The sequence below is a fragment of the Streptomyces coerulescens genome, assembly GCF_042657965.1.
Lineage (GTDB): Bacteria > Actinomycetota > Actinomycetes > Streptomycetales > Streptomycetaceae > Streptomyces > Streptomyces coerulescens.
On sequence record NZ_JBHSKM010000019.1, the window covers coordinates 31236 to 55014 of the forward strand.

Here is a 23779-nt window from a genome sequence, read left to right on the forward strand (position 1 = left end):
CGGGGCGGCCGGACGTCCGGCCGCCCCGTCGAGAGCGTTCCTCACCTACGGGGGTGTCACACCCCGGACGAGACCTCAGTCTTCTCGTCCGAGGCCGCCGCTTTTCCCTCCGCTGCCGCCAGCGCGCGGTTGCGGCGCACCGAGGACCAGAAGGACCAGCCGATCAGGACGACGCCGATCAGGCCGGTGATGATCTCGTTGATCTCGTACTGGATGGTGACCAGCAGGATCATGGCGAGCGCGCCGATCGCGTAGTGGGCGCCGTGCTCCAGGTAGACGTAGTCGTCGAGGGTGCCCTGGCGGACCAGGTACACGGTCAGCGACCGGACGTACATCGCGCCGATGCCGAGGCCGAGCGCCATCAGGACGATGTCGTTGGTGATGGCGAAGGCGCCGATCACCCCGTCGAAGGAGAAGGACGCGTCCAGGACCTCGAGGTAGAGGAACATGAAGAACGCGGCCTTGCCAGCCAGGGCGACCGCGGAGCGGGGCTTGCCTGCGCGCTCGGCCGCTTCCTCCGCCTCGTGCTCGCGTTCCTCCTCCTCTTCGAGCCGGTCCTCGAAGAAGCCGGAGAGACCGCCCACGATCATGTACGTGATCAGGCCGCCGATGCCGGAGAGCAGGACCGTCTCCGCCTTGTCGACGTGCGCGCCGCCGTGCTGGTGGGCGTTGGTCGCGAAGGTCAGGGCGGAGATCAGCAGGACGATCAGCGCGATGCAGACCGACAGCATGTCGACCTTGCCGAGCTTGGCCAGCGGGCGCTCCAGCCAGCCCAGCCACTTGATGTCCCGGTCCTCGAAGATGAAGTCCAGGAAGATCATCAGCAGGAACATGCCACCGAACGCGGCGATCGCCGGGTGGGCGTCGGTGACGAGCTCCTGGTAGCGGTCCTTGTCGCTGAGCGCGAGATCGACCGCCTCGATCGGCCCCAGCGACGCGCTGATCGCGACGATGACGACAGGGAAGACCAGCCGCATACCGAAGACGGCGATCAGGATGCCGATGGTGAGGAAGATCTTCTGCCAGAAGGCATTCATCTTCTTCAGGATCCCGGCGTTGACCACCGCGTTGTCGAACGACAGCGAGATCTCGAGGATGGAGAGGATCGCCACGATGCCGAGGGCGGTCCACCCCCCGAAGAGGACCGCTGCAACCAGGCCGAGCGCGGTGACCGCGAACGACCAGCCGAAGGTTTTCAGAACCACTGGCTACCCAATCCTGTGTGTACGGGGCTCCCGCGCGCCGCACTCGGCTTTACGAAGACTTTGAACCCGAAGTCTAGTCGGCCGCCCTTCGCCCCCCACCGGGGCCCGGGTTTTGCTCATATCGCGTTATGAGACGTTGACCCCGAAGTCGAGTGCGATGCCGCGGAGTCCGGACGCGTACCCCTGTCCGACCGCCCGGAACTTCCACTCCCCCTGGTAGCGGTAGACCTCGCCGAAGATCATGGCGGTCTCGGTGGAGGCGTCCTCGCTGAGGTCGTAGCGGGCGAGCTCCTGACCGTCGGCCTGGTTCACGACGCGGATGAACGCGTTGCTGACCTGGCCGAAGGTCTGGCCGCGCTCGTCGGCCATGTGGATGGAGACCGGGAAGACGATCTTGTCGCACTGGGCCGGCACCTTGGACAGGTCGATCAGGATCGACTCGTCGTCGCCGTCGCCCTCGCCGGTGAGGTTGTCGCCGGTGTGCTCCACCGAGCCGTCCGGGCTCTTGAGCTGGTTGTAGAAGACGAACCACTCATCGCCCAGTACCCGACCGCTGCTGCACACCAGCGCGCTGGCGTCGAGGTCGAAGGGGGCTCCGGTGGTGGAGCGCGCGTCCCAGCCCAGCCCGACCATCACCTGAGTGAGGTTCGGTGCGGCCTTGGACAGGGAGACATTTCCTCCCTTGGCGAGCGTGACGCCCATGATGCTGGTCCTCCCCGCGTGATGCTTCTTTGGTTGTCCTGCACTACCCCGAAGGGGGCACCGTCAGGCGCCGCACCCGAGGGGTACGGCGCCTGACTCGGCCAGTGATGTCCCGGACGATCACATCTCGGTCGCTGAACTCAGACGTTCACACCGAAGTCCTGCGCGATGCCGCGCAGGCCCGACGCGTAGCCCTGGCCGATGGCGCGGAACTTCCACTCCGCACCGTGCCGGTACAGCTCACCGAAGACCATCGCGGTCTCGGTGGACGCGTCCTCGCTGAGGTCGTAGCGCGCGATCTCGGCGCCGCCGGCCTGGTTCACGACGCGGATGAACGCGTTGCGCACCTGGCCGAAGGACTGCTGGCGGTTCTCGGCGTCGTAGATCGAGACCGGGAAGACGATCTTCTCGATGTCGGCCGGGACGCCCGCGAGGTTGACCTTGATCTGCTCGTCGTCGCCCTCGCCCTCACCGGTGAGGTTGTCGCCGGTGTGCTCCACCGAGCCGTCGGAGCTCTTGAGGTTGTTGAAGAACACGAAGTTGGCATCGCTGCCGACCTTCCCCGTGTTGTTCAGCAGCAGCGCGCTGGCGTCGAGGTCGAAGTCCGTGCCCGTCGTGGTGCGGACGTCCCACCCCAGACCGACGATGACCGCGGTCAGGCCGGGCGCCTCCTTGCTCAGTGATACGTTGCCGCCCTTGCTGAGGCTGACTCCCACGAGTCCTCCATTGGTGTCCAGGGGCGGGGAGCCCCGCCGTGCGTTTGATATCGGATCAACGTGTCGATCCTAGTGACGGGTTCCCGTGGCTCGCATGGCTTGGTGCCGAAGAATCACAGGTGTCGGTCACCAGAGGGATCAGAGGGTGTCCAGCGCCGCGACGTACTCGTTGAGGTCGCGCGCGTCCGGCAGGGCGTTGACGACGGTCCAGCGGACGACGCCCTCCTTGTCGATGACGAAGGTGCCGCGCACCGCGCAGCCCTTGTCCTCCGCGAAGACGCCGTAGGCGCGGCTGACCTCGCCATGCGGCCAGAAGTCGCTGAGCAGCGGATATTCCAGGCCCTCCTGCTCGGCGAAGACGCGCAGGGTGTGGATGGAGTCGTTGGAGACGGCCAGCACCTGGGTGTCGCGGTCGGAGAACTTGGGGAGGTTGTCGCGCACCTCGCACAGCTCGCCGGTGCACACACCGGTGAAGGCGAAGGGGTAGAAGAGCAGGACGACGTTCTTCGAACCACGGAAGTCGGAGAGCTTCACGGTGGCACCGTGGTTGTCCTTGAGCTCGAAGTCGGGGGCCTTGTCGCCGACCTGGATCGCCATCGTCGTGAATGTCCCTTCGGTGGGGCTGTTCGGGTGGAACCCACCCTATGCAGCGGCCACCGCGCCCCGCGCAGGAGGCCGGGCCGGGCTCCTCGGCCCGACCCGGCACAGCCACCGGTTACTTCTTGGACTTGGCGGCCTTGGGCGTCACCAGACGGCTGCCGCTCCAGTCCTTGCCGACGCTGACGCTCTTGGACGCCGACAGACCCGCCGTGGTCGCGGCTTCAGAGATGTCGCTGGGCTCCACGTAGCCGTCACGGCCGGTCTTCGGCGTGAGGAGCAGGATCGAGCCACCTTCTTCGATGTACGTGGTGGCGTCCACCAGCGCATCCGTCAGGTCGCCGTCCTCGTCGCGGAACCACAGCACCACGGCGTCGGCGACGTCGTCGTACTCCTCGTCCACCAGCTGGCCGCCGATGACTTCCTCAATGGCCTCGCGGAGCTCCTGGTCGACGTCGTCGTCGAAGCCGATCTCCTGGACCACCTGCTCGGGCTGGAACCCCAGCCTGACGGCAGGGCTCGTCCGCTCCTCCGCGTGGTCCGCGGTCGCGCTCACGGGTTGCCTCCTGATCATGTCTTGGGAATAACTCAGCCACGCGCGTGCGCGAAGCATTGGCCGTAGTCCACACGGGCGGGACGGATCGCGCAAGTACCCGGCCGTTCAGACCGCCGAAACGGTGACGATCCTGAACGTGTCACCGCAACTCCAGGCACACCCTCATGGTCTCAAGGTGACGCGCACCACACCAATCTGCCCCCTTTGTGCGTTTGGGAACCATGCGTGGGTACTCCACCGTTCACGAAGCGCCGGTTACCTCACAGTAGAGATGACGTTTGGCGCCCCGAGGTACACGATGGGGAGCGGTGCAGACACCCAGAAATACGGCCCTCTGACAGGTAAGGAACAGCGTGGCTTCCGGATCAGATCGCAACCCGATCATCATTGGCGGCCTTCCGAGTCAGGTTCCTGACTTCGATCCCGAGGAAACCCAGGAGTGGCTCGATTCCCTCGACGCCGCCGTGGACGAGCGCGGCCGGGAGCGGGCCCGCTATCTGATGCTGCGGCTGATCGAGCGTGCGCGTGAGAAGCGCGTGGCCGTGCCCGAGATGCGCAGCACGGACTACGTCAACACGATCGCCACCAGGGACGAGCCGTTCTTCCCGGGCAACGAGGAGATCGAGCGCAAGATCCTCAACGCGACCCGGTGGAACGCCGCGGTCATGGTGTCCAGGGCCCAGCGCCCCGGCATCGGCGTCGGCGGTCACATCGCCACCTTCGCGTCCTCCGCCTCGCTGTACGACGTGGGCTTCAACCACTTCTTCCGCGGCAAGGACGAGGGCGACGGCGGCGACCAGGTCTTCTTCCAGGGTCACGCCTCCCCGGGCATCTACGCGCGCGCGTTCCTCCTCGACCGCCTCAGTGAGCAGAACCTGGACGGCTTCCGCCAGGAGAAGTCGAAGGCGCCGTACGGCCTGTCCTCGTACCCGCACCCGCGGCTGATGCCGGACTTCTGGGAGTTCCCGACCGTGTCGATGGGCCTCGGCCCGATCGGCGCGATCTACCAGGCGCGGATGAACCGCTACATGGAGGCGCGCGGTATCGCGGACACCTCCAGGTCGCATGTGTGGGCGTTCCTCGGCGACGGCGAGATGGACGAGCCGGAGTCGCTCGGCCAGCTGTCCATCGCCGCCCGTGAGGGCCTGGACAACCTGACGTTCGTGGTGAACTGCAACCTCCAGCGCCTCGACGGTCCGGTGCGGGGCAACGGCAAGGTCATCCAGGAGCTGGAGTCGATCTTCCGCGGCGCCGGCTGGAACGTGATCAAGCTCATCTGGGACCGCACCTGGGACCCGCTGCTCGCGCAGGACAGGGACGGCGTCCTGGTCAACCGGATGAACACCACGCCGGACGGCCAGTTCCAGACGTACGCCACCGAGACCGGCGCGTACATCCGCGACCACTTCTTCGGCGACGACCAGCGGCTGCGCGCGATGGTCGAGGGCATGACCGACGACCAGATCCTGCACCTGGGCCGCGGCGGTCACGACCACCGGAAGGTCTTCGCGGCGTTCTCGGCGGCCAAGGCGCACAAGGGCCAGCCGACGGTGATCCTCGCCAAGACGATCAAGGGCTGGACGCTCGGCCCCAACTTCGAGGGCCGCAACGCCACGCACCAGATGAAGAAGCTGACGGTCGACGACCTCAAGCGCTTCCGCGACCGGCTGCACCTGCCGATCGCCGACAAGGACCTCGAGAGCGGGGCGCCGCCGTACTACCACCCGGGGCGCGACTCCGAGGAGATCCAGTACATGCACGACCGCCGCAAGGGGCTCGGCGGTTACGTCCCGACGCGTGTGGTGCGCTCCCAGCCGCTGGCGCTGCCGGACGACAAGACGTACGCGACCGTGAAGAAGGGCTCGGGTCACCAGTCGATCGCCACGACCATGGCGTTCGTCCGGCTCCTGAAAGACCTGATGCGGGACAAGGAGATCGGCAAGCGGTTCGTGCTGATCGCGCCGGACGAGTACCGCACGTTCGGCATGGACTCGTTCTTCCCGAGCGCGAAGATCTACAACCCGCTCGGCCAGCAGTACGAGTCGGTCGACCGCGATCTGCTGCTCGCGTACAAGGAGTCGCCGCAGGGCCAGATGCTGCACGACGGCATCTCGGAGGCCGGCTGCACGGCCTCGCTGATCGCGGCGGGCTCGGCTTACGCCACGCACGGCGAGCCGCTGATCCCGGTGTACGTCTTCTACTCGATGTTCGGTTTCCAGCGCACCGGCGACCAGTTCTGGCAGATGTCGGACCAGCTGGCGCGCGGATTCGTACTGGGCGCGACCGCCGGCCGTACGACCCTGACCGGCGAGGGACTGCAGCACGCGGACGGCCACTCGCAGCTGCTCGCCTCCACCAACCCGGGCTGTGTCGCCTACGACCCGGCGTACTCGTACGAGATCGCGCACATCGTGCAGGACGGTCTGCGCCGGATGTACGGCGGCGACGCCGAGCACCCGCACGGCGAGGACGTCTTCTACTACCTCACCGTCTACAACGAGCCGATCCAGCACCCGGCCGAACCGGAGAACGTCGACGTCGAGGGCATCCTCAAGGGCGTCCACCGGATCGCCGAGGGCACCTCGGGGTCGATCCCGGCGCAGATCATGGCCTCCGGTGTCGCAGTCCCGTGGGCGGTCGAGGCGCAGAAGATCCTCGCCGAGGAGTGGAACGTCAAGGCCGACGTCTGGTCGGCGACGTCCTGGAACGAACTGCGGCGCGACGCCGTGGAGTGCGAGGAGCACAATCTGCTGCACCCCGAGGAGGAGCAGCGGGTGCCGTATGTGACGCGGAAGCTGAGCGGGGCCGAGGGGCCGTTCGTGGCCGTCTCCGACTGGATGCGCTCGGTGCCGGACCAGATCGCGCGCTGGGTGCCCGGGACGTACCAGTCCCTCGGCGCCGACGGCTTCGGCTTCGCCGACACCCGTGGCGCGGCCCGCCGCTTCTTCCACATCGACGCCCAGTCGATCGTGGTGGCGGTGCTGACCGAGCTGGCCAAGGAGGGGAAGGTGGACCGGTCGGCGCTGAAGCAGGCGATCGACCGCTACCAGCTGCTCGATGTGTCGGCGGCGGACCCGGGGGCCGCGGGCGGCGACGCGTAGCGCCGGCCGTCGTCATGGGGTGGTGTGCCGGTGGGTGACCTGCGGGCGCACCGCCCCTTCACATTTCCTACGATGCGCGCATGAAGCAAGCGGTGGCGCAGATCCGTTGGGAACGGCATACCCAACGGCCGCTGTTCGGTCTGGCCCTGGCGTTCGCGGTGGCCTATGCGGTGCCGATCGTCCGGCCCGACGCGAGCCGCGCGGTGGTGGACGTGTGCCTCGCCGTGGAGTGGGTGGTGTGGGGGGCGTTCGCACTGGACTACGTGGTCCGGCTGGCGCTCGCCGAGCGGCGGCTGGACTTCGTCCGGACGCATTGGCTGGATCTGTGCGCGGTGCTGCTGCCGCTGCTGCAGCCGCTGCGGTTGCTACGGCTGGTCTCCACGCTGCTGCTCGTCGGGCAACGGGCCCGGATGGCCTCGCAGGTGCGGCTGACGACGTATGTCGCGGGGTCGGTGGTCGGGCTGCTGATGTTCGGCTCCCTGGCCGTGCTCTCCGTCGAGCGGGACTCGCCCAACGGGAACATCAAGACGCTGGGTGACGCGGTGTGGTGGTCGTTCACGACGATGACGACCGTGGGGTACGGCGATCATGCCCCGACCACGGGGGTGGGGCGGATGCTCGCCGTCGGGCTGATGCTCTCCGGGATCGCCCTGCTCGGTGTGGTCACCGCGAACATCGCCGCGTGGTTCATAGCCCGTTTCGAGAAGGACGACGTCGAGGAGCGCCGCCAGACCGAGGCGATTCGGTTGCTCACGGACGAGGTCCGGGCACTGCGGGCGGAGGTCGCGGCGCTGTCCGGGGGTGCGGTGGCTGGGGCCGACGTGAACGTGCCGGCCCCAGGGGCGCGGGGGACTGCGCGATCAGCCAGGGACCCGCAGCCGCCCTCGGACGTACAGCCCCGAGGACTGTGATGCATCTGCGGGCCGGTGGGGGCCGGACGCGCAGTTCCCCGCGCCCCTTCAGGGCGCGCTACCGCACCGGAGTTCACCAGAACGGCTCAGAACAACCCGCCGCCCGGCGAGGTCGCGCCCGCCAGCCAGATGATCGCCAGCAGTGTGTCGATCGAACCCAGGACCACCGCGACCAACGCCGGGACGGGGCGGGCTCCGGACCAGGTGCGGCCCATGGACAGCCAGCCGCAGGCGATCGCCACCGGGCCGAGGATGATGCCCAGCACGAAGAAACCGGCGATCGCGCAGATGGCTCCGATGATCCCCAGAGTCGCGCGGTCCGGCCCGGTCCGTGACCACGTCCGGCCACGTGAGCGGGGGTGCCTGCGCGTGCTGTGTCCGAAGCCTGCCATCGTCAACTCCCTGAGTCGGCGTTCGACTTGGCGGGTACCCCCGGCACGCGCTTCATGCCTCGATGTCCGGGCCCCGGCGCGCTGACCCCCTCCGGCAGCGCGCCGCAGGCCCTGGCTTGACCCACTGTGACCTGCGGCGAATGCCGATCGGGAGGGATCTTCGGCGTTGTCACCCTGATAGGGGAACCAACGCCCGGATCCCTCCCGACGAGTCCAACCGGCGCCTCGGGCGCGTCAGATGTGCGCCGCGCCCGCTCCCGCTTCCGCGTTCTCCCCGCGCTTGGTGAGGAACGCGACCGCGACGGCCACGAGCGCCACACCGGCGGCGACGAGGGAGGCGAGGCTCATGCCGGAGATGAACGTGTCGTGCGCCACGTCCGTGATCTTCGCGGCGATGGCGTCCGGAGTGCCCGGTGCGACCGGAGGCACACCCACCTGGACCGCCTCGGAAGCCTGGGCCTCCTGGGCCGGGGTGAGCGCCGGGAGCCCGGCGTCCGTCCAGTTCCCGGCGAGGTCGCTGTCGACCTTGGAGGCCATGACGGCGCCCAGGACGGCCGTACCGAGGCTGCCGCCGATCTGCATCGCGGCCTGCTGGAGTCCGCCGGCCACACCGGACAGCTCCATGGGCGCGTTGCCGACGATGACTTCGGTGGCGCCGACCATGACCGGCGCGAGGCCGAGGCCGAGCAGGGCGAACCAGACCGACATGATGCCGCTGCCGGTGTCCGTCTCAAGCGTGGACATGCCGTACATGGCGATCGCGGTGAGCGCCATGCCGCCGGCCAGCGGGACCCGCGGGCCGAACTTGGTGATCATCGCGCCGGCGAGCGGGGAGCCGACGATCATCATGCCGGTGAGCGGCAGCAAGTGCAGGCCGGCGTCGATCGGGCTCATCCCGTGGACGTTCTGGAGGTAGAACGTCACGAAGAACAGGCCCCCCATGAACGCGATGGCCATCAGGACCATCAGCACGACACCCGCGGACAGCGGGACCGAGCGGAACAGCGCGAGCGGGATCAGGGGCTCCTTGACCTTCGTCTCCCAGAAGGCGAAGAGTGCGAAGCCGATCACCGAGGCGGCTATGAACGCCCAGGTCTTGCCGTCGCCCCAGCCCCACTCGGGGGCCTTGATGAGCGCCCAGACCAGGCAGAACATCGCGGCGGACAGCAGGGCGATGCCCAGGATGTCGAAGGAGCGCGGGGCGTTCTCCGCACGGTGGTCGAGCAGGATCAGCACGCCGAGGACGACGGCGAGGATGCCGACCGGCACGTTGATGAAGAACACCGACTGCCAGTTGACGTGCTCGACGAGGACACCGCCGAGGATCGGACCGCCGGCGGTCGAGGCGCCGATGACCATGCCCCAGATGCCGATGGCCATGTTGAGCTTCTCGGCCGGGAAGGTCGCGCGCAGCAGGCCGAGCGCGGCCGGCATCAGCAGCGCGCCGAACAGGCCCTGGAAGACACGGAAGGTGACGACCAGCGCGATGCTGTCGGACAGGCCGATGGCACCGGAGGCGGCGGCGAAGCCGACCACGCCGATCAGGAAGGTCTGGCGGTGCCCGAAGCGGTCACCGAGCTTGCCCGCGGTGATCAGGGAGACCGCGAGGGCGAGGAAGTAGCCGTTGGTGATCCACTGCACCTCGGCGAAGGTGGCGCCGAGGTCCTTCTGGATGGCCGGGTTGGCGATGGCCACGATGGTGCCGTCGAGGGCCACCATCATGACCCCGACCGCGACGGTGATCAGGGTGAACCAAGGGTGCCCGCGCAGTCCCTTGCCCGGTGTCGCGTCCGCCGGGAGTGCCGGCGCGTCGCCCCCCGACCCCGTCTTGTCGATGGTGGTCTGACTAGTCATGTGTTCGAGGTTAATGACAGCCGCTGACAATTGACAAACCAATTCACAAGTCGGTAACTGACACCTATGGAAACACTGCGCGAACGCAAGAAGCAGCGCACCCGGGACGCGCTGCTGCGTACCGCGCTGGAGCTCTTCACCAGCCAGGGCTACGAGCACACGACCGTCGACGACATCGCCGCGGCCGTCGACGTGTCGCAGCGCACCTTCTTCCGCTACTTCGCCGGCAAGGAGGAGGCCGCACTCGCGCTCCAGGACATGACGGTGGCGCACTTCCTGGACGCGGTGCGCGCCCGCCCGCTCCACGAGCCGCCCATGGAGGCGCTGCGGCAGGCGGTCCTGGAGGGCTGGGACACGCTGAACGACGTGATCGAGGCCGTCGCGCCGGTGGAGCTGTATCTGCGCATGTACCAGGTCGTCGAGTCGACACCTGTGCTGCTCGCCGCCCATCTGCGCAAGTCCGTCGAGGTCGAGGAGGCCATCGCCGTCATCCTCGCCGAGCGCGAGGGTGTCGACCTCGAAACGGATCCGCGGCCGCGCCTGACGGTGGCCGTGTTCGGCGGGGTCATGCGGCTGACCGAGCGTCAGTGGAGCACGGGAGAGGACTTCAGCCTCGACGCGATGCGGGCACTGACCGTCTCGTATCTCGAGCAGGTGGGCCCCGCACTCAGCGACAGCTGGCGAACACGCTGAGGTCATGGGCGTGTTCGCAGCGCTGTGATCGAAACGTGATACCTGTCACTTGGTTAACGCGAGACCCTCCCGTTCTCCTAGTGTGTCCTCCCAGTGACTTCCTTCGATACCTCCCCGCAACTGAACGTCTGGCGCGCTCTTCTCGCGCTGGCCGTGGTGTTCGTGATGCTGGCGACCACCGGTTGGACCGCTCTGCGCCACCATCGCAGCACCGCTCCGCTCCAGGCCTCGCTCAGTGCCTGGGAGCACGGCAGTATCGCCGGGCATCGGCTGCCGGCCGCGGACTCCTCCCCCACGCGGCTCGCCCGGTTCTTCGCCTCGCTCACCGACGCGCAGCGCACGACCCTCGTCGACCGCTATTCGCTCGCGGTGGGCAACATGAACGGCGCGCCGGTCGAACTGCGTTACCGCGCGAACCGCGTCGCACTCGACGACGCCCGCAAGGTCGAGCGCAAACGCATGCACGACAAAGGGCTCACGCCCGAAGGGCAGCGCGAGGCGGGCCGCCGTATGCACCGCTTCGAGGCGATGATGCACCCGGACCGGCACATCCTCGCCTTCGACCCGGACGGCTCCGGGCGCGCCGCCGAGGTGTTCGGAGATCTGACCAGGGCCGAGCGGATCTCGGTCGTCGTCCCCGGTGTCGACACCGACCTGCTCACCTTCCAGCGCACCAACCGCAAGTACACGGCACCGGTCGGCATGGCCGAGTCGCTGTACGCGGCCGAGCGCGAGGCCGGTCCGACCACGCGCACCGCCGTGATCGCCTGGGCCGACTACACCGCGCCGAACGGGCTCGGCATCGACTCGGCCACGGCGATGCGGGCCCAGTCGGGTGCCGTACGTCTCAACGCGCTGCTGCGGGGACTGCCCGGCAGCTCGCCCGTCTCCCTTTTCTGCCACAGCTACGGCTCGGTGCTGTGCGGCCTCGCCGCACCCGAGCTGCCGCGGCGGGTGGCCGACATAGCGGTGGCGGGCAGCCCCGGGATGCGGGTCGCGAAGGCCTCCCAGCTGGGTACGTCCGCGAATGTGTGGGCGATGCGGGACGCGGACGACTGGGTGCAGGACGTGCCGTATCTGGAGGTCGGCGGGCTGGGACACGGCGAGGACCCGGTGTCCTCGGCGTTCGGCGCCCGGGTGCTGTCGGCGTGGGACGCGAAGGGCCACGGCGGCTATTTCGAGCCGGGTACGGAGAGTGTGGCGAACTTCGCCGAGATCGGGGTTGGCGCGTACCACGCGGTGCGCTGCGCGCAGGATGCCGAGGCCTGTCGGGCGGGTTTGTCCGACACGGCACCGGCCGGACGCGCGTAGAGGCGCAGGAATTGCGGTGTGCGCGGGGTGGCGACGGAGGAGCACGTGCCGCATACGATGAGCCGCATGGGTGACGTACTGGCCGGATTTCATGCCGCCTGGGAGTTCGAGTCCGACTCCGTGCTCATCCGTTACGAACGGGGGATTCGAACACCTAAGCTCTTTCAGGCGCTGGGTGAGCGTCGTGTTCCCTTTGCGGCGATCGCCGGTGTGACGCTCACGCCGGGCCGACGCGGGACCGTGGCGCTGCGCATCGAGCCCAGGCCTGGCGCGGATCCGCTGCTGGAGGCGGCGGCCGGGCAGTTGAAGGAGAGCGGCGATCCGTACCGGCTGGTGCTGCCGGCGGAGCGGGAGACTCTGGCGGAGTACTACGGCGACGAACTGCGGGCGCAGCTGACGGAGTCCGGGCCGGCCGAGGAGTTCCTCGTGGGGGCGCCGGATGCGCCGATGCATTTCAAGGCGTATGACGCGAAAGCATACTTTGACGGCAGTATGGTCCGTTTCAGGTGGTTTTGGACGGGTGCGTCCTCGGCGAAGTGGAAGGCCGGCGATCAGCGTTTCCCCGTGGCCGAGCTGAGTGGCGTGGAGTGGCGGTCGCCGGAGGTGTTCGAGGGACATCTACGGCTGCTGCGGCGGGACTCGGCGGACGCGCAGCCCGCGCAGGCGGATCAGGATCCGGCGGCCGTCGTGTTCGGGCTCGGATACGGGCCGGTGCACGAGTCGTTGCCGTTTGCGGCGGCGGTTCTCTCGGCGGTCCGCAGGAGTGGGCCGGTCGCCGCGGTGCCGGCCAGTGCGCCGAGGCGCGATCCGGCCGACATCGCGGAGCGGATCCGGCATCTGGGCGAGCTGCATGAAGCGGGGCTCGTGACGGACGAGGAGTTCTCGTCCAAGAAGGCGGAGTTGTTGGCGGAGCTTTAGCGCTCCGCGTCTGCCGGGGTATGTGCGGTGTGTCGGCGGCTGCGGGTCGGTGGGGGCTGGTCACGCCCACGCGGCGGAGCCGCATATCGATACAGCCCCGCGCCCCTTGGGGAGTTGCAGATCCCGGCGCCTCTGAGCGCCGCGTCTCCCTGCCTCGGAAGGCCGCGCCTCTCCGCCCCGGCGGGTCTTCCTACTCTCGGCCGGCCGAAGCGAAGCGCATGTCTGCGTACCTGTCTCCGGCCACCTTTGATGCGAGCGGCTCCAGCAGCGCCAGTTCCTCCTCGGTCAGGACGATCCGGGTCGCAGCCGTGTTCTCCTCGACGCGGGACGGCTTGCGGGTGCCCGGGATCGGGATGATCGGGAGGTTGTGGACCGCGGCGCGTTGCTGGACCCAGGCCAGGGCGATCTGGCCCGGCGTGGCTCCGTGGGCCTCGGCGACCGTGCGGATCGGGGCCAGGAGGGCGGCGTTGACCGCGGCGTTCTCGCCGGTGTAGCGGGGCTGCTGGCGGCGGAAGTCGCCGGCCGTGAGGTCCTCGGCCTTGGCGAAGGAGCCCGTGAGGAAGCCGCGGCCCAGCGGGGAGTACGGCACCAGGGCCACGCCCAGTTCACGGGCGGCCGGCACCACCTTGGCCTCGATGTCACGGCTGAACAGCGACCACTCGGACTGCACGGCGGCGATCGGGTGCACGGCGTGCGCGGTGCGCAGCTCGGCCGCCGTCACCTCGCTGAGGCCCAGGTGCTTGACCTTGCCCTCGCGGACCAGGTCCGCCATGAGGGAGACGGTCTCCTCCAGGGGGACGCTCACATCGCGGCGGTGCATGTAGTAGAGGTCGATCGCCTCGACGTCCAGGCGCTTCAGGCTCGCCTCGACGCACTGGCGTATGTAGGGCGCGTCGTTGCGGATGATCCGCTTGGTCGGGTCGTCCGGGTGGATCGCCAGACCGAACTTCGTGGCGATCACCAGCTCGTCGCGGTGGGCCCGGAAGAACGGGGAGAGGAACGTCTCGTTCTCGCCCGCCCCGTACGCGTCCGCCGTGTCGTACAGCGTGACGCCCAGCTCCAGGGCCCGCTCCAGGGTCGCCCTGGACTCGTCCGCGTCCGAGGGGCCGTACGCGAAACTCATGCCCATGCAGCCGAGGCCCTGGACACCGACCTCGGGTCCGGTTGCGCCCAGTCGTGCCGTCGCGATCCTGCTGTCGGTCATCCAGCCTTCTCCGTCTTCTCCTGCTCGTACAGACGCCCGGCGTCCGCGTAGAAACTGATCTTCCGGTCGAGCACGGCGAGCGTGTCCTGGAGCTCGGCGATCCGGGCGAGGACATCACGCCGGGTCGTCTCAAGGAGTTCGAAGCGCTCACCGAAGGTGTGGTCGCCCTCGCGCACCAGCTCGGCGTACCGGACCATGTCGGCGACGGGCATGCCGGTCAGCCGCAGCTTGCCGACGAGGTCGAGCCAGTCCAGGTCCCGGTTGCTGTAGCGGCGCTGGCCCGTGTGGGAGCGGTCGACGTGCGGCATCAGACCGATCCGCTCGTACCAGCGCAGGGTGTGGGCCGTCAGACCGGTGAAGGCGACGACCTCGCTGATCGTGTAGCTGTCCTGGCCTGCCGGGCGCCGGTGGGGGTGCGGCGGGGCGGCGCAGCTGTCGGTCCTGGTACTCGTGGTCTCCATCACCGTCATGACCTCAACGCTATGACCTTGGAGTGCGCTCCAAGCAAGCCGGAACGGTAAGAAAACCGGAAGTGCCCGGTCAGGGTGTCGGTTGGGCTGCCGCGCCGTGGGGGCTGGTCGCGCAGTTCCCCGCGCCCCTGGGGGCGTTGCCCTCGATGCGGCCATATCTGAGAGCCGCATAGGCTCAGCGCATGTCTTTGAGCAGCCTCGCACTGATCGAGAACTGGCCCGTGCCCACCGCGGCGGCGGGTGTCGTACGGGCGGACGGCACCGTACTGGGCACCCATGGGCCGGTCGCGCACCGCTTCCCGCTCGCCTCCGTCACCAAGCCGCTGGCCGCCTATGCGGTGCTCGTCGCCTACGAGGAGGGCGCGGTCGAGCTCGACGAGCCGGCCGGACCCGAGGGGTCGACGGTGCGGCATCTGCTCGCGCACACCTCGGGGCTGGCCTTCGACGAGCACCGGGTGACGGCTCCGCCCGGGGAGCGCCGGCTGTACTCCAACGCGGGGTTCGAGCAGCTCGGGGACCATGTCGCGAAGGCGACGGACATTCTGTTCGCGGAGTATCTGCGGCAGGCGGTCCTTGAGCCGCTGGGCATGACGGCCACCTCGCTGGAGGGCTCCCCGGCCAAGGACGGCGTGTCGAGTGTCGAGGACCTGCTGCGGTTCGCGGCGGAGGTGCAGGCGCCCCGGCTGCTGGACCCGCGCACCGTCGCCGAGGCGATGACCGTGCAGTACCCGGGGACCAAGGGCGTCCTGCCGGGGTACGGGCACCAGAACCCCAACGACTGGGGCCTCGGCTTCGAGATCCGCGACGGCAAGGCCCCGCACTGGACGGGCGCCTCGTCCTCGCCGCGCACCTTCGGGCACTTCGGGCAGTCGGGGACCTTCCTGTGGATCGACCCCGAGGCGGGCGCGGCCTGCGTCGCGCTGACGGACCGGGCGTTCGGGCCGTGGGCGGTCGAGGTGTGGCCGGCGTTCACGGACGCGGTGCTGGCCGGGCTGTAGGCCCGGTCACTTGTCCCGGGGCGACCCGGGCTCCGGCAGCGCGCCGAGTTTCTCGCCGGCGCCCTCGGTGTCGATGTGCGGCAGGATCCTGTCCAGCCAGCGGGGCGTCCACCAGGCGTGCTTGCCCAGCAGCGTCATCACGGCGGGCACCATGAGCAGCCGGACCACCGTGGCGTCGATGAGCACACTGACGGCGAGTCCCAGGCCCAGCATCTTGACGACGATGTTGTCACTGATGATGAAGGCCGCGAAGACGCTCACCATGATCAGCGCCGCGCAGGTGATCACCCGGGCGGTGATCTCCAGCGCGTGGGCGACCGAGTCCTCGGCGTTCCCGGTGCGCAGCCACGCCTCGTGCACCCGTGAGAGCAGGAAGATCTCGTAGTCCATGCTCAAGCCGAAGATGATGGCGAACATCATCATCGGCACATAGCTCTCGATGGGCACCTTGCCGTGCACGCCCAGCGCGGGCCCGCCCCAGCCCCACTGGAAGACGGCGACCACCACGCCGTACGAGGCCGCGATCGACAGGACGTTGAGGACGGCCGCCTTCACCGCGACCAGCAGGCCGCGGAAGACCGCGAGGACGATCAGGAAGGCCAGGCCCACCACGACGAGGATGATCAGCGGCAGCCGCTCGGCGACGATGTTGCGGAAGTCGACCTGGGCGGCCGTGGTCCCGGTGACGTAGCCCTTGGCGTCGGTGCCGGAGGCCGCGTCGGGGAGCGTGTGGTCGTAGAGGCGGTTGACGAGGTCGGTGGTGTCCTTGTTCTGCGGGGACACCGACGAGTACACCGTGCCGACCAGGACGTCGCCGTCCTGCGTCGGCTGCAGCGGGCTGACGAAGGAGGTCCCGGACGCGTCGTTCAGTGCCTGCTGGGTCTTCGAGGCCAGGTCCGAGCGCTGCGATTCCGGTACGTTCGTCTGGTCCACGACGACGGTGAGCGGCCCGTTGGAGCCCGCGCCGAAGGCGTCCGTCATCAGGTCGAAGGCGCGCCGGTCGGTGAAGGACGTGGGGTCGGCGCCGTCGCCGATGTGCCCCAGCTGGATCGAGAAGACCGGGATGGCCAGCACCACGACGGTGACCACGCCGGCGGACAGATACCGCCAGGGATGGTGCTCCACGCGCTTGGCATAGCGGTGCCAGGTGCCCTGGGAGGTGTCGCCCCCGGCCTCGGTCTCGGCGATGGGCCTGCGCACGTGCCAGCGGTCGACGTTGCGGCCGACCAGCCCCAGCAGCGCCGGGACCAGGGTCAGCGCGCCCAGGACGGCGGAGACGACCGTGACGGCCGCGGCGACGCCGAGCAGGCCGATGAAGCTCACGCCGGACACCCACAGGCCCATCAGGGCGACGATCACCGTGGTGCCGGAGACCAGGACCGCGCGTCCCGAGGTGGCGGCGGCGTGACCGGCGGCCCGCACGGGGTCGGAGCCGTCCATGAGGTTCTGCCGGTGCCGGGTGAGCAGGAAGAGGGCGTAGTCGATGCCGACGCCGAGGCCGATCATCGTGGCCAGGGTGGGCGAGACCGTGGCGAAGGTGAACGCGATGGCGAGCAGCCCGAGGCAGGCCAGTCCGCCGACCACGGCGATCAGGGCGGAGATCAGCGGCAGGAAGGCGGCGATCACACTGCCGAAGCCGATCAGCAGGACGACGATGGCGACGCCGAACCCGATCGCCTCGCTGATCCGGTCGTTGCCGGCGGGCCGCTCCAGCTCGCCCAGCGATCCGCCGTACTCGACGTCCACGCCGGCCTGTCTGAGCGGCTCCACGGCTTTGTCGACGCCGTTCAGATAGCTGTCGCCGAGCAGGGAGGGCTGCTCGTCGAAGCGGATGGTGATGTAGCCGGTCTTGCCGTCCGAGGACAGCGGCCCGACCTTCGAGGAGGTGGCCTCCAGCGGGTTCTGCACACTCAGCACGTGCGGCAGCTTCTGAAGGTCGGAGACGGTGGTCGACATCTGTGAGCCGAACGAGGTCAGGGGCTTGTCCGCGTCGTGCATGACGATCTGGCTGCTGTAGCCCCCGGCCTGCGGATCGTGTGCCTTGAGGACGTCGAGGCCCTTCTCGGACTGCACGTCGGACAGGGCGAAGTTGTCCGAGTACTCCCCGCCATGGATGTGGTTGAGAGCCTGGAGCACACCGAGCGCCACGACCCAGGCGACGATCACGATCACGAAGTGGTGGGCACACCACTCACCGAGCCGTCGCAGCCCCCCTTTCTTCGGGGCGTCGCCCCGTCCCCCCTCGGTCTCGCGTCTTGCCATGGGCTCGGCTCTTCTCTGCCGGGCGGGTTCAGACCTCCATTTGACGCTGCCCCGACCACTTGGGCATCTCGAACCTCACCCGTCACACCCGCTACCCGGCCATCTCCCACATCAGCAGCTCCGCCGCGCTCACCCCGACGGCCTCCACGTCCTTGGCATCCGTGATCCGCGCCGCGTCCCCCGCGCCCAGCTCCTCGCCGTCCAGGCGCACCGCACCGCGCACCACATGCACATACAGGTACGCCCCGTCCGGCACGGCCGTCCGCTCCCCCGCGCCCAGCCGGCGTACATGCAGCAGGGCGCCCGCCTCCGGGACGGCGTACGGCGTGGAGTCGGCGATGCCGTGGACGATCTCGTACGCCGGTTCGCCGCCCGGCGTGAGCGGGGCCAGCCAGGTCTGGAGGAAGGTCAGGGGCGTATCGGCGTCGTTGCGCTCGACGTGCCGCACGCCGCCCGCCGAGCTCAGCCGCTGGACGTCCCCGGGGCCGACCCGGGTCTCATGACCGGTGGAGTCGCGGTGGGTGAGCTCCCCCTCGACGACCCAGGTCACGATCTCGGTGTGGCTGTGCGGGTGCTCGTCGAAGCCGGCGCCGGGCGCGAGCCGCTCCTCGTTGCAGGCGATCAGCACGCCGAAGCGGAGGTTGTCGGGGTCGTAGTGCGGGCCGAAGGAGAAGGCGTGGCGTGACTCGATGCCCGAGGCCGGATCCCCTCCCGGATAGCGCTCCGCGGCGCGCCGTACATCCATCACGGGGACCACGGTAGCCGCACCGCGGGGGCCTCAGCCGCGACCCTCCGGCACGCACTCGCGTCCGGATAAGGCAGTCTTGTCCCCGTGCCCGAACCCGAAGCCCGTAAGTCCCCCGCCGCCGCGCACGACGTCCATGCCCACTCGGCGACCCTGAAGCGGCTGGAGAAATCCTCCGGTTCCCTCGCCGCGCAGGCCATCGCGCGGATGGACGAGACACTGCCGTGGTACCGGGCGATGCCCCCGGAGAACCGTTCCTGGATCGGTCTCGTCGCCCAGGCCGGTATCGCCGCCTTCACCGAGTGGTTCCGGCATCCCGACGCGCCCCAGGCCATCTCCACCGACGTCTTCGGAACAGCGCCCCGCGAGCTGACCCGCGCCATTACCCTCCGCCAGACCGTGGAGATGGTGCGCACCACCATCGAGGTCATGGAGTCGGCGATCGACGAGGTCGCCGCGCCCGGCGACGAGAGCGTGCTGCGCGAGGCACTGCTGGTCTACGCCCGGGAGATCGCGTTCGCCACCGCGCAGGTCTACGCCCAGGCCGCCGAGGCACGCGGTGCCTGGGACGCGCGTCTGGAGTCGCTCGTCGTCAACGCCGTCCTCAGCGGCGAGGCCGACGAGGGGGCCGTGTCACGGGCCGCGGCGCTCGGCTGGAACTCTCCTGACCATGTGTGCGTGGTGCTCGGGACGGCGCCCGACGGGGACAGCGAGCTGACCGTGGAGGCCATCCGGCGGGCCGCCCGGCACGCGAAGCTCCAGGTGCTGACCGGGGTGCTCGGGGACCGGCTGGTCGTGATCGCGGGCGGCAGCGACAATCCGCTCGCGGTCGCCAAGTCGCTGATCGGGCCGTATGCCGCCGGTCCCGTGGTCGCGGGCCCCGTCGTACCGGATCTGCTGGCCGCGACGCGGTCCGCGCAGGCCGCGGCGGCCGGGCTGAAGGCGTGTTCCGCCTGGCAGGACGCCCCCCGGCCGGTGCTCGCCGACGATCTGCTGCCGGAGCGTGCCATCGCGGGCGATCCGAGTGCGCGCGAGCAGTTGGTGGAGGAGATCTACAGACCGCTGGAGGAGGCCGGGTCCGCTCTGCTGGAGACGCTCTCCGTCTATCTCGAACAGGCGAGCAGTCTGGAGGGTGCGGCGCGGATGCTGTTCGTGCATCCCAACACCGTGCGCTACCGGCTTCGACGTGTGACTGACGTCACCGGCTGGTCGCCGTCCGATGTACGCTCCGCGTTCACTTTGCGGATCGCGCTGATCCTGGGGCGTCTGGTCGACGGCGATCTTCAGCTCTAGGCTTTTGTCGGGGCCCCACAAAACCCCCTCGTGTTCTTCGTCCTTGTCCCCACGGGCGGCGCTGCCCGTCCCCAAGAGAGAGTGTGAGAGTGCTCGTACTCGTCGCTCCCGGCCAGGGCGCCCAGACGCCCGGCTTCCTGACCCCCTGGCTCGAACTGCCCGGTGCCGCCGACCGCCTCGGTGCCTGGTCGGACGCCATCGGACTGGACCTCGCCCACTACGGGACGCAGGCCGACGCCGACGCCATCCGGGACACCGCCGTGGCGCAGCCGCTGCTGGTCGCGGCCGGCCTCCTGTCCGCCGCGGCACTCGGTGACATTGCCCCCGGTGCCGTCGCCGGCCACAGCGTCGGTGAGATCACCGCCGCCGCCTACGCGGGCGTCCTCGACGACACCGCCGCTCTGACCCTCGTGCGCAAGCGGGGTCTGGCGATGGCCGAGGCCGCCGCGATCACCGAGACCGGCATGTCGGCGCTGCTCGGCGGCGACCCCGAGGTGAGCGTCGCGCACCTGGAGAAGCTGGGTCTGACCCCTGCGAACATGAACGGCGCCGGCCAGATCGTGGCCGCGGGCACCATGGAGCAGCTCGCCGCGCTCAACGAGGACAAGCCCGAGGGCGTACGCAAGGTCGTCGCGCTGAAGGTCGCCGGCGCGTTCCACACGCATCACATGGGCCCCGCGGTCGACGCGCTGGCCGAGGCCGCCAAGGAGCTCAGCCCGGCCGACCCGAAGGTCACCTACGTCTCCAACAAGGACGGCAGGACGGTGGCCGGCGGCGCCGAGGTGCTGGAGCGGCTCGTCGGGCAGGTCGCCAACCCGGTCCGCTGGGACCTGTGCATGGAGACCTTCAAGGAGCTCGGCGTCACGGCCCTGATCGAGGCGTGCCCGGGCGGCACGCTGACCGGTCTGGCCAAGCGCGCGCTGCCGGGTGTGAAGACCCTGGCTCTCAAGACCCCCGACGACCTGGACGCTGCTCGCGAGCTCATCGCAGAGCACGCCTGACAAGGAGCCCGGAGCATGGCGAAGCTGAAGCCCAGCAAGGGCCACCCGTACGCGCGCATCCTGGGCGTGGGCGGTTACCGCCCCACGCGTGTGGTGCCCAACGAGGTGATCCTGGAGAAGATCGACTCGTCCGACGAGTGGATCCGTTCGCGCTCGGGCATCGAGACGCGGCACTGGGCGAACGACGAGGAGACCGTCGCCGCGATGTCGATCGAGGCGTCCGGCAAGGCCATCGCCGACGCCGGGATCTCCGCCGAGCAGATCGGCGGCGTGATCGTCTCGACCGTGTCGCACTTCAAGCAGACCCCGGCCGTGGCCACCGAGATCGCCGACAAGCTCGGCACGAACAAGGCCGCCGCCTTCGACATCTCGGCCGGCTGCGCGGGCTTCGGCTACGGCCTCACCCTCGCCAAGGGCATGATCGTCGAGGGTTCCGCGGAGTACGTCCTCGTGATCGGCGTCGAGCGACTGTCCGACCTGACCGACCTGGAGGACCGCGCGACGGCCTTCCTGTTCGGTGACGGCGCCGGGGCGGTCGTCGTGGGCCCCGCCAAGGAGCCCGCCATCGGCCCGACCGTCTGGGGCTCCGAGGGCGACAAGTCCGAGACGATCAAGCAGACCGTGGCGTGGACGGACTACCGCGAGGGCTCGGTCGAGAAGTTCCCCGCGATCACCCAGGAGGGCCAGGCGGTCTTCCGCTGGGCCGTGTTCGAGATGGCGAAGGTCGCCCAGCAGGCGCTGGACGCGGCCGGGATCACCCCGGACGAACTGGACGTCTTCATTCCGCACCAGGCCAACGAGCGGATCATCGACTCGATGGTGAAGACACTCAAGCTGCCGGAACACGTCACGGTCGCCCGCGACGTGCGCACCACCGGCAACACCTCGGCCGCCTCGATCCCGCTCGCGATGGAGCGGCTCCTGGCGACCGGCGAGGCGAAGAGCGGCGACACCGCGCTCGTCATCGGATTCGGGGCGGGTCTCGTGTACGCCGCGACGGTCGTTACTCTCCCCTAGGCACTCCGTGCCGGATCATGTGAGCCGGCACGGGAAACGCACCACCTGCCGCTGCCGCGGCGGGCGCCAAACCCTCTGAGATATCTACGAAGGAGCGCCGACATGGCCGCCACTCAGGAAGAGATCGTCGCCGGTCTCGCCGACATCGTGAACGAGATCGCCGGCATCCCGGTTGAGGACGTCCAGCTGGACAAGTCCTTCACCGACGACCTGGACGTCGACTCGCTGTCCATGGTCGAGGTCGTCGTCGCCGCCGAAGAGCGCTTCGACGTCAAGATCCCCGACGAGGACGTCAAGAACCTCAAGACCGTGGGCGACGCGACCGACTACATCCTCAAGCACCAGGGCTGATCCTCCGATCCCCCTGGGGCTGCCTGCCCCGCCACCCGGCGGTGGCGCCGCTGAATCCTCGTATCCGTTGGAGAAAGAATTCCCGTGAGCCCGACCAATCGCACCGTGGTCGTCACCGGTATCGGCGCAACCACACCGCTGGGTGGCGACGCAGCCTCTACCTGGGAGGGCCTGATCGCCGGCAAGTCCGGCGTCAAGCCCCTGGAGCAGGAGTGGGCCGCCGACCAGGCGGTCCGTATCGCCGCGCCCGTAGCCGTGGAGCCGACCGAGGTCATCCCGCGGCCGCAGGCCCGCCGGCTGGACCGCTCGGCGCAGTTCGCGCTGGTCGCGGCCAAGGAGGCGTGGGCCGACGCGGGCTTCGAGGCCAAGGCCGGCGAGGACCGGAACGTCGACCCGGACCGCCTCGGCGCGGTCATCGCCTCCGGCATCGGTGGCGTGACGACCCTGCTCGACCAGTACGACGTGCTCAAGGAGAAGGGCGTTCGCCGCGTCTCCCCGCACACCGTGCCCATGCTGATGCCGAACAGCCCCTCGGCCAACGTGGGCCTGCTCGTGGGCGCCCGTGCGGGCGTGCACACGCCGGTATCCGCGTGCGCCTCGGGCGCCGAGGCCATCGGCTACGCCATCGAGATGATCCGCACCGGCCGCGCCGACGTCGTCGTCGCGGGTGGCACGGAGGCGGCCATCCACCCGCTGCCGATCGCCGCGTTCGGCAACATGATGGCGATGTCCAAGAACAACGACGACCCGCAGGGCGCGTCGCGTCCCTACGACGTCGCCCGCGACGGCTTCGTCCTCGGTGAGGGCGCCGGTGTGATCGTCCTGGAGTCCGCCGAGCACGCCGCGAAGCGCGGGGCCCGGGTGTACGCCGAGGCGGTCGGGCAGGGCATCTCCGCCGACGCGCACGACATCGTGCAGCCGGAGCCGGAAGGCCGTGGCATCAGCCACGCCCTGCAGAACCTGCTGGACCGCAATGACCTGGACCCGGCGGAGATCGTGCACGTCAACGCGCACGCGACGTCGACGCCGGCCGGTGACATCGCCGAGCTGAAGGCGCTGCGGAAGGTGTTCGGGGACGACGCCGACCACTTCGCGGTGTCCGCGACCAAGTCGATGACCGGTCATCTGCTCGGTGGCGCCGGTGGTGTGGAGACGGTCGCGACCGTGCTCGCGCTGTACCACCGGGTGGCTCCGCCGACCATCAACGTGGAGAACCTGGACCCGGAGGCCGAGGCGAACGCCGACGTCGTCCGCGGTGAGGCGCGGAAGCTGCCCGTCGAGGGGCGGATCGCCGCGCTGAACGACTCGTTCGGGTTCGGTGGGCACAACGTTGTGCTGGCGTTCAGGACGGTCTGATTTCTTGCCGTGAACGGCGAGTGGCCCGCACCCCGGGTTGGGGGCGGGCCACTCGCCGTTTCGCTGTCTGTTGTCGGCCCGGTGCGAGCCGGTGGGGCTTGATCGCGCAGTTCCCCGCGCCCCTGA

The 23779-nt window shown here is 69.3% G+C and carries 22 protein-coding genes and 1 pseudogene; 11 read left to right on the forward strand and 12 right to left on the reverse strand.

The features are described from left to right. Nucleotides 1-56: 56 nt before the first annotated feature. The 5 genes from ACFPQ9_RS23310 to ACFPQ9_RS23330 all read right to left on the reverse strand — a co-directional run bounded on the left by ACFPQ9_RS23310 (nucleotide 57) and on the right by ACFPQ9_RS23330 (nucleotide 3776). Nucleotides 57-1205, reverse strand: a complete 1149-nt coding sequence (locus tag ACFPQ9_RS23310) for a DUF475 domain-containing protein (RefSeq protein WP_380856416.1) — start codon at nucleotides 1203-1205, stop codon at nucleotides 57-59. Nucleotides 1206-1331: 126 nt separating this feature from the next. Then, nucleotides 1332-1907: a TerD family protein gene (locus ACFPQ9_RS23315; protein WP_189696773.1), complete on the reverse strand. Its 576-nt coding sequence runs from the start codon at nucleotides 1905-1907 to the stop codon at nucleotides 1332-1334. 140 nt (nucleotides 1908-2047) lie between these two features. Then, nucleotides 2048-2623, reverse strand: coding sequence for a TerD family protein (locus tag ACFPQ9_RS23320; RefSeq protein WP_030944541.1), 576 nt, complete (start codon nucleotides 2621-2623; stop codon nucleotides 2048-2050). A 138-nt stretch (nucleotides 2624-2761) separates the two neighbouring features. Beyond that, nucleotides 2762-3220, reverse strand: coding sequence for a peroxiredoxin (locus tag ACFPQ9_RS23325; protein WP_380856421.1), 459 nt, complete (start codon nucleotides 3218-3220; stop codon nucleotides 2762-2764). 118 nt (nucleotides 3221-3338) lie between these two features. Then, nucleotides 3339-3776: a DUF3052 domain-containing protein gene (locus ACFPQ9_RS23330; RefSeq protein ID WP_380856424.1), complete on the reverse strand. Its 438-nt coding sequence runs from the start codon at nucleotides 3774-3776 to the stop codon at nucleotides 3339-3341. A 353-nt stretch (nucleotides 3777-4129) separates the two neighbouring features. Here ACFPQ9_RS23330 and aceE point away from each other — a divergent pair, with 353 nt between their 5' ends. Continuing rightward, nucleotides 4130-6877: a pyruvate dehydrogenase (acetyl-transferring), homodimeric type gene (aceE, locus tag ACFPQ9_RS23335; RefSeq protein ID WP_380856427.1), complete on the forward strand. Its 2748-nt coding sequence runs from the start codon at nucleotides 4130-4132 to the stop codon at nucleotides 6875-6877. An 80-nt stretch (nucleotides 6878-6957) separates the two neighbouring features. Further along, complete coding sequence (locus tag ACFPQ9_RS23340) at nucleotides 6958-7788, forward strand: potassium channel family protein (protein WP_380856430.1); 831 nt, start codon at nucleotides 6958-6960, stop codon at nucleotides 7786-7788. 86 nt (nucleotides 7789-7874) lie between these two features. Here ACFPQ9_RS23340 and ACFPQ9_RS23345 read toward each other — a convergent pair whose 3' ends face one another. Both ACFPQ9_RS23345 and ACFPQ9_RS23350 read right to left on the reverse strand, forming a co-directional pair. Beyond that, nucleotides 7875-8180 carry a small hydrophobic protein gene (locus tag ACFPQ9_RS23345; protein WP_380856433.1) on the reverse strand — a complete coding sequence of 102 codons (306 nt, stop codon included), beginning with the start codon at nucleotides 8178-8180 and terminating at the stop codon, nucleotides 7875-7877. A 234-nt stretch (nucleotides 8181-8414) separates the two neighbouring features. Beyond that, entirely contained in the window at nucleotides 8415-10034 is a 1620-nt protein-coding gene (locus tag ACFPQ9_RS23350; RefSeq protein ID WP_380856436.1) for an MFS transporter, read from the reverse strand. Nucleotides 10035-10100: 66 nt separating this feature from the next. On the opposite strand from ACFPQ9_RS23350, the gene ACFPQ9_RS23355 reads away from it, so the two are divergent. The 3 genes from ACFPQ9_RS23355 to ACFPQ9_RS23365 all read left to right on the forward strand — a co-directional run bounded on the left by ACFPQ9_RS23355 (nucleotide 10101) and on the right by ACFPQ9_RS23365 (nucleotide 12956). Beyond that, nucleotides 10101-10727, forward strand: a complete 627-nt coding sequence (locus ACFPQ9_RS23355; RefSeq protein WP_380856439.1) for a TetR family transcriptional regulator — start codon at nucleotides 10101-10103, stop codon at nucleotides 10725-10727. A gap of 93 nt (nucleotides 10728-10820) precedes the next feature. Then, entirely contained in the window at nucleotides 10821-12038 is a 1218-nt protein-coding gene (locus tag ACFPQ9_RS23360; RefSeq protein ID WP_380856442.1) for an alpha/beta hydrolase, read from the forward strand. A gap of 57 nt (nucleotides 12039-12095) precedes the next feature. Then, nucleotides 12096-12956, forward strand: a complete 861-nt coding sequence (locus ACFPQ9_RS23365) for a DUF4429 domain-containing protein (protein ID WP_380858612.1) — start codon at nucleotides 12096-12098, stop codon at nucleotides 12954-12956. Nucleotides 12957-13146: 190 nt separating this feature from the next. Here ACFPQ9_RS23365 and ACFPQ9_RS23370 read toward each other — a convergent pair whose 3' ends face one another. Further along, nucleotides 13147-14160 (reverse strand): aldo/keto reductase, encoded by a 1014-nt coding sequence (locus tag ACFPQ9_RS23370; protein ID WP_380856445.1) that lies wholly within the window; start codon nucleotides 14158-14160, stop codon nucleotides 13147-13149. Next, entirely contained in the window at nucleotides 14157-14630 is a 474-nt protein-coding gene (locus ACFPQ9_RS23375) for a MerR family transcriptional regulator (RefSeq protein WP_380856448.1), read from the reverse strand. Before ACFPQ9_RS23375 ends, ACFPQ9_RS23370 begins: the two co-directional genes overlap by 4 nt. A gap of 182 nt (nucleotides 14631-14812) precedes the next feature. Between ACFPQ9_RS23375 and ACFPQ9_RS23380 the strand changes: the two genes are divergently transcribed. Then, entirely contained in the window at nucleotides 14813-15628 is an 816-nt protein-coding gene (locus tag ACFPQ9_RS23380; protein ID WP_380856451.1) for a serine hydrolase domain-containing protein, read from the forward strand. Between the two features lie 6 nt (nucleotides 15629-15634). Here the strand turns inward: ACFPQ9_RS23380 and ACFPQ9_RS23385 are convergent, their stop codons facing one another. The 3 genes and pseudogenes from ACFPQ9_RS23385 to ACFPQ9_RS23395 form a co-directional block, all read right to left on the reverse strand. Beyond that, complete coding sequence (locus ACFPQ9_RS23385) at nucleotides 15635-16609, reverse strand: MMPL family transporter (RefSeq protein WP_380858615.1); 975 nt, start codon at nucleotides 16607-16609, stop codon at nucleotides 15635-15637. 141 nt (nucleotides 16610-16750) lie between these two features. Beyond that, a pseudogene (locus tag ACFPQ9_RS23390) lies at nucleotides 16751-17890 on the reverse strand (MMPL family transporter); the annotation flags it as partial. 91 nt (nucleotides 17891-17981) lie between these two features. Next, nucleotides 17982-18635, reverse strand: a complete 654-nt coding sequence (locus tag ACFPQ9_RS23395) for a pirin family protein (protein WP_380858618.1) — start codon at nucleotides 18633-18635, stop codon at nucleotides 17982-17984. An 87-nt stretch (nucleotides 18636-18722) separates the two neighbouring features. On the opposite strand from ACFPQ9_RS23395, the gene fasR reads away from it, so the two are divergent. The 5 genes from fasR (at nucleotide 18723) to fabF (ending at nucleotide 23653) form a co-directional block, all read left to right on the forward strand. Next, nucleotides 18723-19928, forward strand: a complete 1206-nt coding sequence (fasR, locus tag ACFPQ9_RS23400) for a fatty acid biosynthesis transcriptional regulator FasR (protein ID WP_380856454.1) — start codon at nucleotides 18723-18725, stop codon at nucleotides 19926-19928. Between the two features lie 89 nt (nucleotides 19929-20017). Further along, a complete protein-coding gene (locus ACFPQ9_RS23405) occupies nucleotides 20018-20929 on the forward strand; it encodes an ACP S-malonyltransferase (protein ID WP_380856457.1) in 912 nt (303 codons plus the stop codon). Between the two features lie 15 nt (nucleotides 20930-20944). Next, nucleotides 20945-21946 (forward strand): ketoacyl-ACP synthase III, encoded by a 1002-nt coding sequence (locus ACFPQ9_RS23410; protein WP_380856460.1) that lies wholly within the window; start codon nucleotides 20945-20947, stop codon nucleotides 21944-21946. Nucleotides 21947-22048: 102 nt separating this feature from the next. Continuing rightward, a complete protein-coding gene (locus ACFPQ9_RS23415; RefSeq protein ID WP_004001566.1) occupies nucleotides 22049-22297 on the forward strand; it encodes an acyl carrier protein in 249 nt (82 codons plus the stop codon). Between the two features lie 84 nt (nucleotides 22298-22381). Then, nucleotides 22382-23653: a beta-ketoacyl-ACP synthase II gene (gene fabF, locus ACFPQ9_RS23420; RefSeq protein ID WP_380856466.1), complete on the forward strand. Its 1272-nt coding sequence runs from the start codon at nucleotides 22382-22384 to the stop codon at nucleotides 23651-23653. Nucleotides 23654-23779 lie beyond the last annotated feature (126 nt).